At 64.6% G+C, this 13,016-nt stretch carries 10 protein-coding genes; 3 read left to right on the forward strand and 7 right to left on the reverse strand.

The genetic code is table 11. The features are described from left to right. Positions 1–4: 4 nt before the first annotated feature. The gene (locus tag HU737_RS08885; RefSeq protein WP_186553254.1) at positions 5–841 is read left to right on the forward strand and encodes a CsgG/HfaB family protein; all 837 of its coding nucleotides are present in this window, start codon (positions 5–7) and stop codon (positions 839–841) included. A 189-nt stretch (positions 842–1,030) separates the two neighbouring features. After that, positions 1,031–1,567 carry a sterol desaturase family protein gene (locus tag HU737_RS08890; RefSeq protein WP_186553253.1) on the forward strand — a complete coding sequence of 179 codons (537 nt, stop codon included), beginning with the start codon at positions 1,031–1,033 and terminating at the stop codon, positions 1,565–1,567. On the opposite strand, the gene HU737_RS08895 is transcribed toward HU737_RS08890, so the two are convergent. From HU737_RS08895 to fni, 5 genes are read right to left on the reverse strand one after another with little or no spacing between them, the layout of a single operon-like run. Beyond that, positions 1,449–2,435, reverse strand: a complete 987-nt coding sequence (locus HU737_RS08895; protein ID WP_186553252.1) for a phytoene/squalene synthase family protein — start codon at positions 2,433–2,435, stop codon at positions 1,449–1,451. The two genes, HU737_RS08890 and HU737_RS08895, sit on opposite strands and share 119 nt — an antisense overlap. Further along, positions 2,432–3,922, reverse strand: a complete 1,491-nt coding sequence (locus HU737_RS08900; RefSeq protein WP_186553251.1) for a phytoene desaturase — start codon at positions 3,920–3,922, stop codon at positions 2,432–2,434. The genes HU737_RS08895 and HU737_RS08900 overlap by 4 nt, the downstream gene beginning before the upstream one ends. Next, on the reverse strand, positions 3,919–5,085 hold the full coding sequence (crtY, locus tag HU737_RS08905; protein WP_186553250.1) for a lycopene beta-cyclase CrtY: 1,167 nt from the start codon (positions 5,083–5,085) through the stop codon (positions 3,919–3,921). The genes HU737_RS08900 and crtY overlap by 4 nt, the downstream gene beginning before the upstream one ends. Further along, the gene (locus HU737_RS08910; protein WP_186553249.1) at positions 5,082–6,356 is read right to left on the reverse strand and encodes a glycosyltransferase; all 1,275 of its coding nucleotides are present in this window, start codon (positions 6,354–6,356) and stop codon (positions 5,082–5,084) included. The genes crtY and HU737_RS08910 overlap by 4 nt, the downstream gene beginning before the upstream one ends. After that, the gene (gene fni / locus HU737_RS08915) at positions 6,353–7,399 is read right to left on the reverse strand and encodes a type 2 isopentenyl-diphosphate Delta-isomerase (protein WP_186553248.1); all 1,047 of its coding nucleotides are present in this window, start codon (positions 7,397–7,399) and stop codon (positions 6,353–6,355) included. Before fni ends, HU737_RS08910 begins: the two co-directional genes overlap by 4 nt. A 183-nt stretch (positions 7,400–7,582) precedes the next feature. Here fni and HU737_RS08920 point away from each other — a divergent pair, with 183 nt between their 5' ends. Continuing rightward, entirely contained in the window at positions 7,583–8,494 is a 912-nt protein-coding gene (locus HU737_RS08920) for a polyprenyl synthetase family protein (RefSeq protein ID WP_186553247.1), read from the forward strand. A 39-nt stretch (positions 8,495–8,533) separates the two neighbouring features. Here the strand turns inward: HU737_RS08920 and HU737_RS08925 are convergent, their stop codons facing one another. Together HU737_RS08925 and HU737_RS08930 are read right to left on the reverse strand one after the other, a co-directional pair. Next, on the reverse strand, positions 8,534–10,654 hold the full coding sequence (locus HU737_RS08925; protein WP_186553246.1) for a TonB-dependent siderophore receptor: 2,121 nt from the start codon (positions 10,652–10,654) through the stop codon (positions 8,534–8,536). A gap of 268 nt (positions 10,655–10,922) precedes the next feature. Further along, positions 10,923–12,923: a peptidase U32 family protein gene (locus HU737_RS08930; protein ID WP_186553245.1), complete on the reverse strand. Its 2,001-nt coding sequence runs from the start codon at positions 12,921–12,923 to the stop codon at positions 10,923–10,925. Between the last annotated feature and the right edge of the window lie 93 nt (positions 12,924–13,016).

Raw genomic sequence — 13,016 nt, forward strand, 5'->3', positions numbered from 1 at the left:
GACCATGAAACGTCTGCTGAGCACACTGCTGATCCTCGCCACCTTGCAAGGCTGCGGCCTGCGCGAACCGATGCCCGCCGAACAGGACACCGATTCGCCCACCCTGACCCCGCGCGCCTCGACCTACTACGACCTGATCAACATGCCCCGGCCCAAGGGCCGGCTGATGGCGGTGGTCTATGGCTTTCGCGACCAGACCGGGCAATACAAACCGACCCCGGCCAGCTCTTTCTCCACCAGCGTCACCCAGGGCGCGGCCAGCATGCTGATGGACGCCCTGAGCGCCAGTGGCTGGTTCGTGGTGCTGGAGCGCGAAGGCCTGCAAAACCTGTTGACCGAGCGCAAGATCATCCGCGCCTCGCAGAAAAAGCCAGACGTTGCGCCCAACATCCAGAGCGAACTGCCACCGCTGCAGGCCGCCAACCTGATGCTCGAAGGCGGCATCATCGCCTACGACACCAACGTGCGCAGCGGCGGCGAGGGGGCGCGTTACCTGGGCATCGACATCTCCCGTGAGTACCGGGTCGACCAGGTCACGGTCAACCTGCGCGCGGTCGACGTGCGCACCGGCCAGGTACTGGCCAACGTCATGACCAGCAAGACCATCTACTCGGTCGGCCGCAGCGCCGGGGTGTTCAAGTTCATCGAGTTCAAGAAGCTGCTCGAAGCCGAGGTCGGTTACACCACCAACGAGCCGGCCCAACTGTGTGTGCTCTCGGCGATCGAGGCGGCGGTGGGGCATTTGCTGGCCCAGGGTATCGAGCGGCGCCTGTGGCAGGTCGAAGGCAGTGGTGACAAAGCGACGGTGGACAAGTACCTGAGCCAGTACCAGCAACAGTGAGGTGGCCTTGCCGGCCTCATCGCGGGGCAAGCCCGCTCCCACGCCAGTCGGTGTTCGGCTTTGCTCACGTGGGAGCGGGCTTGCCCCGCGATGAGGCCCGAACTGATACAGCAAAGGAACAAGACATCACCTGCAGACTCCATAGAAAGCAGCCAGACTGTGCAAACGACTTTTATGGAAGTACCCGCCATGTTCACCAGCCTGCTGATCTTCCTGCTGACCCTCACCGCCATGGAAGCGGTGGCCTACCTCGCCCACAAGTACATCATGCATGGCTTCGGTTGGGCCTGGCATCGCTCGCACCATGAGCCACGCCAAGGCTGGTTCGAAAAGAACGATCTGTACGCGCTGGTGTTCGCCAGCCTGGCCATCGTGCTGATCGCCCTGGGCAACCTCGGCTGGTATCCGCTGCAATGGATCGGCGCTGGCATGACGGCCTATGGCGCCTTGTACTTCATCGCCCACGATGGCCTGGTGCATCACCGCTGGCCGCTGCGCCTGGTGCCACGCCGGGGCTACCTCAAGCGCTTGTACCAGGCGCACCTGATGCACCATGCGGTGCAGGGCAGGCAAGGCTGCGTATCGTTTGGTTTTCTCTACGCGCCGCCTATCGACCGTCTGCGGGCACAGTTGCGGGCGCGTCATGGCGGGCCGCTGCGGGCGTCGAGTGAGGCCGCGCCCACAGCCCAGGGTCGCGTACTGGGTAACGACGCAGGCGGCAACTGAGGGCGCGCCACAGGCCGCCAGCGACAGCGCACAGTTTCTCCCATTTCGAAGTCGACAGCCGGCCATCCCAGGCATCGGCGCCTGCCTTGCGCACCTTTAGCCCGATCTGCCGATACACCAGCGCCGCCGTCGCCACCGCCCACGCCGAGCGCCAGGGCAGCGCCGGTAACCCGGCTTGGGCACTGAGGTAGTAAGGCTCGGCGTGATCGACCAGGCGTTGCGCCAGTTGCGCCAACCTGCGGCGATAGCGCTTATCGGTCAGCCTGTCACGGGGGATGGCGAGCTCCTCCAGCCATTGCTCAGGCAGGTAGCAGCGCCCGACCTGGGCATCGGCGACAATGTCGCGGGCGATGTTGGTCAACTGCATGGCCAGGCCCAGGTCGCAGGCGCGGTCTAGCACTGCCGGGTCACGCACGCCCATCACCCGCGCCATCATCAGGCCCACCACCCCGGCTACGTGGTAGCAGTAGCCCAATGTCTCGTCCAGGCTGCGGTAATGCTCGCCGGCAACGTCCTGGGCGAAGCCGGCCAGCAGGTCGAATGCCTCCTGGCGCGGGATGCCATGTTGCCTGGCAACTTCACGCAAGGCGGCGAATGCCGGCTGCTCGATCGGGGCACCGCGACAGGCGGCGTCGGTCTGCACTTGCAGCTCCAGCAGGCATTGCAGGGCCAGCGCTGGAGCTTGCACGCTGGCCTCGTGGCCGGCCTGTTGGCCGTCGATGACATCGTCGCAGTGCCGACACCAGGCGTATAGCAGCATCGCACTGCGGCGGGTGTTGGCGTCGAACAAGCGCGCGGCGGCGGCGAAACTCTTTGAGCCGACGGCGATACTGCGTTCGGCGTGGGCGAGTAAGGGGTCGTGGCTCATCGGTGCAGATCCTCCAGCATCAGCCCAGCGGTGGCCTTGGCCGAGGCAATCACCCCAGGCACGCCCGCGCCAGGGTGGGTGCCGGCACCCACCAGATACAAGTTGCTCAACTGCGCATCGCGATTATGCGGGCGGAACCAGGCACTCTGGGTGAGGATCGGCTCCAGGGAAAACGCCGAGCCCACGTGCGCATTGAGCTGGTCACGAAAATCCAGCGGGCTGAAGGTGCGGCAGGTCACCAGTGACTCGCGCAGCCCCGGCATGTAGTAGCGCTGCAGATAGGCCAGGATCCGATCACGGTAGCGCGGGCCCTCCCGCTCCCAGTCGACCGGCGCGTTGTCCAGGTGTGGCACCGGTGCCAGCACATAGTGACTGGAGCAACCCGGCGGCGCCAGGCTGGGGTCGGTGGCGCAGGGGCTATGCAGGTAGAGCGAAAAGTCCTCGGCCAGCCCCGGCCCGCTGAAAATTTCATCGATCAGCGCCTGATAGCGCGGCCCGAAGCACACGGTGTGATGGCGCAGTTGTGGCTGCGGACAGTTCAGGCCAAAGTGCACGACAAACAGCGAGTTGCTAAAGCGTTTGCCCTTGAGCCGTCGGCCCTCCTGCTGACCACGCGGATGCGCGCCGAGCAGTTCGGCGTAGGTGTGCACCACATCGGCATTGGAGGCCACGGCATCAGCCTGCCAGTACCGGCCATCGTGGCTGCGGGCACCGCTCAGGCGGCCAGCCTGGACGTCGAAAGCGGCGACGTCGGCATTCAACTCCAAGGTTCCGCCCAGGTCTTGGAACAGTTTCACCAGCCCCTGCACCAGGGCGCCGGTGCCACCGCGTGCAAACCATACCCCCCACTGCCGCTCCAGGGCATGGATCAGGCTGTAGATCGAAGAGGTAGCGAACGGGTTGCCGCCCACCAGCAGGGCATGGAATGACAAGGCTTGACGCAGCCTGTCGTTACCCACGAAGCGTGCCACCATGGCATAGACGCTGCGCCAAGCCTGCAACCGCGCCAGCTGTGGGCCGGCCTGAAGCATGTCGCGAAATGACAGGAACGGCACCGCCCCGAGCTTGACATAGCCCTCATCGAGCACCGCCTTGGAGTAGGCCAGAAAGCGCCGGTAGCCAGCCACGTCAGCGGCATCCAAGGCATGGATCTGGCGCTCCAGTTCATCCTGGTCGTTGCCATAGTCAAAGTAGGTGCCATCCTCCCAGCACAGCCGATAGAACGGGCTGACTGGCAGTAGCTCGACATAATCGGCCATCGGCTTGCCGGCCAGGGTGAACAGCGCCTGGATCGCCGTGGGGTCGGTGATCACCGTGGGCCCGGCATCGAAAGTGAAACCCTGGTCGCGGTAGACGTAGGCGCGGCCACCGGGTTGGTCACGCTTTTCCAGCAGCGTCGTATTAACCCCGGCGGCTTGCAGGCGAATGGCCAGGGCCAGGCCGCCCAGGCCTGCGCCGATAACCAGTGCTGTTTTCGCTTGGCTCATTGTGGCTCCTCGTAGTGCCGGGGGGAGTGGCGCAGTGCCGCGCGCAGGGCTTGCCCGACAGGCACCGGCGGCTTGCCCGAGAGCAGCCGCAGGCGGTCGCGCCAGGTGCTTTGTCCAGCATAGAAACGGGCGATCAGCGCCTCTGGAAGCTGATAGAAACGCTGCAGCACCTGCCAGCGCCGTTCTGGCCGACCGGCCAGGAACAGCATGCGATTGAGCAGGCGGTAGAAGCCTTGGTCATGCCAGCGATCACTCAGGTAGTGCTTGAGGTTGTGCGACAGCTGGGCGGCATCATCGAGCGGTTGGGTCGCTAACCAGTCGGCCAGGCGCACCGCTTCGGGCAGCGAATAACCGGTGGTGCAATGAAACAACCCGGCACGCAGGCCCGACAGCGGTTGATCGCCTTGTTCGGCCCACCAGCGGGGGAAGTCGCCGGCCAGGGTAATCGGCAACACGCCCTGTTCTTCACGCAGCACTTGCGCTACTGCCCAGCCGTGTGCCTGCAGGTAATCGGCAATGTTGGCCCGTAGCAGCTCGGGCGCGGGCGGGTCACGCTCGACGTAGTGAGTGTCTTCAACCAACAGGGTGTCGGCAGTGAACGGCAGGACATAGACGAATCGATAGCCGGCGCCCTGGGCCACGCGCGCATCCATCACTATCGGTGCCAGCAGGCCATGTGGCTGGCGTAGGCGCAGCACCTGGCCGAGAAACGCCTGCCGGGCCAGGATTCGTTGGCTGCTGGGCTGCGCGCCGCGACCGTCGATGACAATCCGCGCCTGCAACTGCTCGCCAGTGTCCAGGCGCACATGGCTGGGCCCCAGCGCCTGGATCTGGCAGCCGGTACGCAGGGCCGGCCCGAGCACTGGCGTGATGATCTGGGCAAAGCGTTCGCTGGTGATGCTCGCATAGCCGCTTTGCAGCCTGCGGGACAGCTGTGGAAAGTGCACGTGATAGGCCGGCCAGCGCTTGACCACGAGCGGCTGCAACCACTGCTGTTGCTGGTGGTCGAGGTCGTGCTGGTGAAACGACCAGGTATGGTTGCCGCCAAGGCTGTCTTGCTGTTCCAGACACACGACATCCAGCTCGGGTCGCATCTGACGCAGGCGCCAGGCAATCAGGCCATTGGCCAGGCCGCCGCCAGCCAGGATCAGGTCATGGCTCATAAAAGTGCCTGCGCCAGCACAGGCTGCCCGGTACGCACGGCCGTCTCGATGATATCGGCAGCCAAGCCAACGCCGCCGGCCTGGGCCAGCTCGGCTTGCAGCGGCGCCAGGCCGAGCATCGGCTGCTCCAGCAGATGCGCCAAGGCTGCGGCAATCGCGCTGACCCCGGCCCGCCGTGACAGCGCCAGGCCCAAGTGGTGATACACCACGCGCGCCGCCACCCCAGGTTGATCGAAGGCAATCGGTAATACCAGCAGCGGCGTCCCCGCGCCCAGCGCATCCATCACGGTGTTCAGCCCGCCATGACTGATCACCACGTCGGCGCGGCGCACCGCCCACTGCTGTGGGGCAAAATCAGTGACCACCGCCGCGCCCATTTGCAGCAGGCGCGCCTGTTGCGGTACATCGAGCCCGCCACAATGGGCGATCAGCAGTTGCACATCGAGTAGGCGACAGGCTCGGGCAATGCGCGCGAACAGGCCGAAGCGGTGGCCTTGCAAGGTGCCCAAGCTGGCAAACACCACGGGTTTGCGCGGATCGAGCGGCCAAGCGCCAGGCGCCTGTGGTTCGCTGTTGCGCAATGGGCCGACGGCATGAAAATGCCCGGGCAAGGCTTGGCGCGGAAAGTCGAAGCCTGCCAGGGTCTGGCTGATCTGCGCCAAGGGCGAGAGGTAATCTTGCAGGCCCCCGCGCGGGGGCAGGCCGAGGCGCTGTGCAGCAGTTTCCAGCACTTGGGTCAATGGCCGCATCAGCCAGTCATGCACATCGGTGCTGCCCTGATACAGCCGTTGGCTGCGTGGGTCGTGGGCGTACTTGAACGGCATGACCGGCAATGGCACCCCCTCTTCACGATTGATGGGCAAGGCGCAGGCAATCGATACCATGGGCAAGTGCAGCGCCTCGGCGACCAAGGCGCCGGCCGGCTCCATCTGGTCACTGAGCACCGCGTCAATGCGCTGCTGCTGCAGCGCCGCCGGTAGCTGCGCGCAGAGCAGGGCGCTGGTTTCTGCCAACTGGCGGATCAGCCGGCGAAGACGCCAGGGGTTGCTGGGGTTGGCGGCCAGCTGGAGCGCCTGATCGAGGCTACCGGCAGGCCGCTGGTCCAGGCCTACCGGGCAAAAGGCGATGCGCGCATCGTCGAGCCAGCGCTGGCTGTCGCACTGATGAAAAAACGTCACCTGGTGGCCGCGCTGCAGCAACGTCCCGGCCAGCGCTTGCAGCGCTTTGAAATGGCTAGGGTAGGGCGGCGCTACCACCGCGAAATGGCTCATGGCAGGTCCAGCTGGTTGCCCAGCAGCCGCGCCCGACGCAGCTCGAGCAGATTGCGCGATCCGGTACAGAAACAGGCAATGCGCAACTGGCGCAGGACAATATCGAAATGCTCCACCACCGCGTCGCTGGACTGGGTGGCAGCCATCAACACCCCGGCGGCCTGACCGACCAGGTCGGCGCCCAGGCGTATCGCCTTGGCCGCATCGATGCCATCACGAATGCCCCCAGAGGCGATCAGCGGCACATTTGGCAAGGCTCGGCGTACAGCCAACAGGCACTGCGCCGTGGGAATGCCCCAATCGGCGAAGGCCATCGCCACGGCGCGATCGGCGTCGGTTTGCGCCCGGCGCGCCTCGACCGCAGCCCAACTGGTGCCGCCGGCGCCGGCCACATCGATCATGCGCACGCCGGCTTCGACCAGCGCGCGGGCCACCGTCGGCGAGATTCCGGCGCCGACCTCCTTGACGATCACCGGCACCGGCAACTCGCCAGTCAGCGCCGCGATCCGTGCCAGCACCCCGCGCCAGTCGCGATCACCCTCTGGCTGCACCGCCTCCTGTAACGGATTGAGGTGGATGATCAGCGCGTCCGCTTGCAGGCTGTCGACGGCCCGGCGCGCCAGGTCCAGGCCATCTGCCTCACTCAACTGGGCGGCGCCCAGGTTGGCCAGCAACGGGATATCCGGCGCCAAGCGGCGCAGCTCGCCGGTCAGCCCTTGGTCATGCCCGGTACGCAAACTGACCCTTTGCGAGCCGACGCCCATGGCGATGCCCAGTGCTTGCGCGGCCTCGGCCAGATGCTGATTGATGAAGCGGGCGCGCTCGGCACCGCCGGTCATCGAGCTGATCAGCAATGGCGCGCGCAGGGCGATGCCCAGCAGCGAGCTGCTCAGGTCGATTTCGTCCAGGGCCAGTTCAGGCAGGGCGCAGTGCTCGAAGCGGATCGCCGAGAAGCCTGGATCCTGGCGTAACTGCGCTGGGTCAGGCGCCAGCACGATGTCCAGGTGGTCGTCCTTGCGTTGACTGAGGAAGCTTTTCTTCATGCCGGCTCCGGTGCCTGGGAATCATTGAAGGGCAAGCGGGGTCATTGCTTAACGTTAAGTTGTACAACGTTAGTCGCTTTGTACAGCTAAGCTCAAAAAACGCTATAGCGTCAGGCCACGACTGCTGGCAGTCGTTCCATTTCACCTGCGGCCCTGGTGCCGCGCTGAGCAGAAGAGGCAAGGATGACGACCATCGCACCACCGCTCCCGGCCGCCGATACCGGCCTCACTGAGCATATCGCCGCCTTGCAGCGTGCGCTGCAGGCCCGGCTGGATGAGCTGCTGCCGGCAGGCCAGGAACGTGACCTGCTGGCTGCCGCCATGCGCGAAAGCACCTTGGCCCCGGGCAAGCGCTTGCGACCGCTGATGCTCCTGCTCAGCGCCGAGGGCCTGGGGGCATGCCCACACGCGGCGTTGGAACTGGGCTGTGCGGTGGAAATGGTGCATGCCGCATCGTTGGTACTGGATGACCTGCCGTGCATGGACGACGCGGCGCTCAGACGAGGTCGGCCTACGCTGCACCTGGCTTTTGGCGAAGACGTGGCGATCCTTGCCGCCATCGCCTTGCTCTCGCGCGCGTTCGGCCTGGTCGCAGGGATCGAAACCCTGCCGGCGGCGACGCGTACTCGCCTGGTGTCGATCCTCGCCGAAGCGATTGGTGCGCAAGGCTTGGTCAAAGGCCAGTTGCAGGACCTGCGCGAAGGCAGCCAGCCACGTAGCGCGCAGCAGATCGCCGAGACCAACCGGCTGAAGACCGGGGTGCTGTTTGCGGCGATCATGCAGATGGCGTGTGAGATCGCTGACTCACCGCAAGCGGTGCGTGAGGCCTTGCTGCATTTTGCTGGTGAGCTGGGGCAGGCGTTTCAGCTGTATGACGACCTGCGCGATCACGACCCTGGCACAGGCAAGGATCAGGGCAAGGATGCGGGTAAATCGACCCTGGTCGCCGTGTGCGGCGAGACCGCGACCCGCGAACGTTTGTTGGCGCATTTGCGCTGTGCCGAGCAGTGCCTTGACCAGGCGTTCATGGGCGAGCAGGCCCTGGCCAGCCTGGTGCGGCGGGTGTTTGGTTGTGTTGAAACAGGGCGAACTTGAGGGCCTGCTCCCGCGAAGGGCCGCTTTGCGGCCCCACTTTCAAAAGGTATAGGCAATCCCCGCCTGCACCGTGCGCGGCGCACCCGGGTAGACGTAGGTGTTGAACGCGCCTTCGTCATAGCCCTTGTTGAACAGGTTCTTCACATCCAGGTTCAGCCGCACATGCTCATTGAGCTGGTAGAAGCTCAACAGGTCGACCACGCTGTACTGCTCCATGGTGTAAGTCTGCGCCTGGGTCTGGCCGGCGCGATCATCGACGTATTTGACCCCCACGCCCAAGCCCAGGCCTTTGGCCAGACCATCCTGGAACTCATAGGTATTGAGCAGGCTGAAGCTGTTGCGCGGAATGTTGGCCAGGCGGGTGCCGGTGGACAGGCTGGTGTCCTTGGTGACCTCGGCATCGACATAGGCATAACCGCCAATCACCCGCCACTCAGGGGTGAGGTTGCCGGCGACATTGATGTCCAGGCCACGGCTGCGCACTTCGCCTGCGGCAATCTTGTAGGCATCGTCCTGCGGGTCGTTGGCCAGCACGTTCTGTTTGACGATGTGGTACACCGCCGCATCGATGCTCAGTTGTTGGTCCAGGGCCTGCCACTTGACGCCCAACTCATACGACTTGCCTTTCTCCGGGTCGAAACCATTACCCTGGCGGCTGGCACCGCTGTTGGGCTTGAACGAGCGTGCGGTGTTGGCGTACACGGCAAGGCTGTCGGTCAGGTCATAGATCACGCCAAAACGCGGCGTCACTGCGTTGTCTGCCGCTTGCCAGCCCTGGGTGTTGGGCAGGTAGTTGTCGTAGTCGTGCTCGAAACGCTCCAGACGCACCCCGGCCAACAGCTTCAGGCGCTCGGTTAGCGCTACTTGGTCCTGGATGAACGCCGCCCAGGTCTTGAGGTGTTCCTGATCATGGGTGGTGGTGCGGCTCAGTGCCGGGCGGGGCTGGCCCAATACCGGGTCGAACAGGTCGATCGGGTAGGCACCGGCACCTGCGGCCGAGCGTTGGATGATCGACTGGTAGTGGTAATCCTCGTACTCGATGCCAGTCAGCAGGGTGTGGGCAAAACCTGCGGTGTCGAAATGGCCGGTGAGGTTGAGCTGGTAGTCGCGGTCACTCCATTGCAGTTTGCGGTAGTTGAAGTTGCGCCCCAGGGTGCGCCCGTCGGCCTGCAAGGCATTGGCTTCGACGGCATTGCCTTCGAGGGTGCCGTCCAGCCACTGCATGCCGCCGGCCAGGGTCCAGTTGTCGTTGAGCAGATGCTCGAAGCGCAGCTGGGCCATGTTGTTGTCGTTGTGCAGCAGGTTGTCGCTGCCTGTCTCCCAGATGTTGGTATCACGCGAGGCGCTGCCGCGCTGGGTCGGATAGCGGGTCAGCCCGCGGTCGAGCGGGTGGTTGTTGCGCATGAAATCGCCCTCGAAGACGATCTTGGTGCTATCGCTGACCTGCCAGCTCAGCACCGGTGCGACGTCATAGCGCTCGCTGTCGACATCATCACGAAAACTTTCACCGCCCTCGCCAAGCATGTTGAGCCGGTAGGCCAGGCGGCCGTCCTCGCTCAGTGGCCCGCTGGCATCGAGGGTGGCGCGCTGCATGCCATGGTCATCGACCTGGCTGCCCAGGGTCACCCTGGGTTCGGCCAATGGTTGCTTGCTGACCACGTTGAAGGTGCCGCCAGGGTCGCCACGGCCGTACAGGCTGGTGGCCGGACCACGGATCACCTCCAGCCGTTCGACGGTATTGGCATCGGGCGCGTTCGGGTAGCCACGGTTGATCGGGAAGCCGTTGCGGTAGTACTCACCGGTGGTGAAACCGCGCACGGTCACGGTGGTCAGGCCCTGGCCGCCGAAATTGTTCGCCCGGCCGACGCCGCCGGCGTAATCCAGGGCATCCTGCAAGCGGGTGGCTGCGGTGTCTTCAAGGACATCGCGGGGCACCACGCTGATCGACTGCGGCGTCTCATGCAGCGCGGTGTCGGTGCGCGTCGCACTCGCCGAGCGCGTGGCCCGGTAGCCAACCACTGGTCCATCGGCACGTTCGCGCTCGCTGGCCGCATCGATATTGACCGCTTGCAGCTCAACCGGCTGGGCGGCTGACGATTCTGCCAGGACCGCTGGGGAGACTGCGTTGAGAAGGCAGAGTGAAACGAACGCACGACGCATGGACGATACGATCCTTGGGGGTGGGAGAAGGCTCGGATCATATCTGGTAGCAATTATCATTTACAGTGGTATTTGGTGTACCGTCGTACCAAAATTCCGCGTCCGGTCACATAGCAAATATCAAATGAGACAAAATGGGCTCAATGCAGCCGCACAGGCCCCTGGACGATGTGTCCAGGGGCCTGTGCGGCTGCTTGTGCAGGCTTGGGTTGTGCTTGGTGGTGCGGGGGCTCGCCTCGCGATGAGGTCCGCGCTGACAGCGCAGCAATCAGTGCGGCGCGCGCACGATGGTCTTGAGCAGGTCTTCCGGGCTGATATGCCCAACCACCTGCGCCACACCACTGCCTGGGGTCGGCAGATCGATGATGTGCGACTTCATCTTGCCTACCACATGCATCTCGCAGGGCTTGCAGTCGAACTTCAGGGTCAGCACTTCATCGCCCTGAATCAGCTGCATCGGTGCCACCTTGGTACGCACGCCAGTCACGCCCTTGGCCTGCTTGGGGCACAAGTTGAAGGAGAAGCGCAGGCAGTGCTTGGTGATCATCACCGGAACTTCGCCGTGTTCCTCGTGGGCCTCGTACGCCGCGTCGATCAATTGCACGCCATGGCGATGGTAGAAGTCGCGGGCCTTCTGGTTGTAGACGTTGGCCAAGAACGACAAGTGCGACTCCGGATACACCGGCGGCGGAGTGGTCTCGGCTTTACGCCCGCCACGAGGGTGAGCCTTGACCCGTGCTGCGGTTAGCGCCTCGATCGCCTCGCGGCGCAGGGCCTTGAGCTGCGAGTTGGGGATGAAGAACGCCTGCGGCGCATCCAGCTCGATGGCAGTGGCGTGGTACTGGGTGGTACCCAGCTGGCCGAGCAGGTCATGCAATTGCTCTAGTGCCTGCTGCGGCTTGTTGGCCTCGCCAAACGGGCCATCCAGGGCAACGCTGACGCTGACGCCTTCCTCACTGGTCGCGTTCAGCTCCAGGCGCGCTTGGCGCAGCTGTGCTTTCCACGCCACGCCCACGCGGCGCTCAGCGGAGGTGCGCTGCAGCGCCAGTTGCCAGTTGTGATCGAGGTTGCGCGACAGCGGGTGATTCGGGCGCAGGCGGTGCATGCCGTCAGGCATCTCGTTGGGCTCGACGCGGTAGCGGTAACGCTTCTGGCCATCTTCCTCGAACTCGCCCTTGGGCTCGGCGATGTTGGCCCGGAAGCCCACCACTTCGCGCTTGACCAGCACATTGAGGCCATCGCCATTGCTCAGCGGCACTTCAGTGACCACTTGCAGGTCGCGCTTGCCGACCTTTTCCACCACGCCCACGTGCAGGCCGGTGAAGGTAGGCGAGTCGAAGGCACCGATATCGATTTTGCGTTCGCTGACGAAATAGTCGGTGCTGCCGCGGTGGAAGGTCTTGTCCGGATCGGGCAGGAAGAAGTGCTCGGTGCGGCCGCTGGAGGCGCGGGCCAGGGCCGGGCGGTCTTCCAGGATCGCATCGAGCTCCTTGCGGTAGTGAGCGGTGATGTTCTTGACGTAGGCCATGTCCTTGTAGCGGCCCTCGATCTTGAACGAGCGCACGCCCGCGTCGACCAGGTCGCGCAGGTTGGCGGTCTGGTTGTTGTCCTTCATCGACAGCAGGTGCTTCTCGAACGCCACTACCCGGCCCTGATCATCCTTGAGGGTGTAGGGCAGGCGGCAGGCTTGCGAGCAATCGCCACGGTTGGCGCTGCGCCCGGTCTGGGCGTGGGAGATGTTGCACTGGCCGGAGAAGGCCACGCACAGGGCGCCATGGATGAAGAACTCAATGGCTGCATCGGTTTCGCTGGCGATGGTGCGGATTTCTTGCAGGTTCAGCTCACGGGCCAGAACCAGCTGGGAGAAACCGGCCTGGTCGAGAAACTTGGCCCGCGCCAGGGTGCGGATGTCGGTCTGGGTGCTGGCGTGCAGCTCGATCGGCGGGATATCCAGCTCCATCACCCCCAGATCCTGGACGATCAACGCATCGACCCCGGCGTCGTACAGCTGATGGATCAGCTTGCGCGCAGGTTCCAGTTCGTTGTCGTGAAGGATGGTGTTGATGGTAGTGAACACCCGCGCATGGTAACGCCGGGCGAACTCCACCAGCTCGGCGATCTCGCCGACTTCGTTGCAGGCATTGTGGCGCGCGCCGAAGCTAGGGCCGCCGATGTAGATGGCATCAGCGCCGTGCAGGATGGCCTCGCGGGCAATTGCCACGTCGCGGGCAGGGCTGAGCAGTTCCAGGTGATTCTTTGGCAGGGACATGTCGTTATATTTTCGGGCTGTCACGGTTTAGGCGCGCATTGTAGCGGTGAAATGGCTTGGCGGCACCCTTGGGCTGCCCGGTGGGGCACTGTG

Source organism: Pseudomonas urmiensis, assembly GCF_014268815.2.
GTDB lineage: Bacteria > Pseudomonadota > Gammaproteobacteria > Pseudomonadales > Pseudomonadaceae > Aquipseudomonas > Aquipseudomonas urmiensis.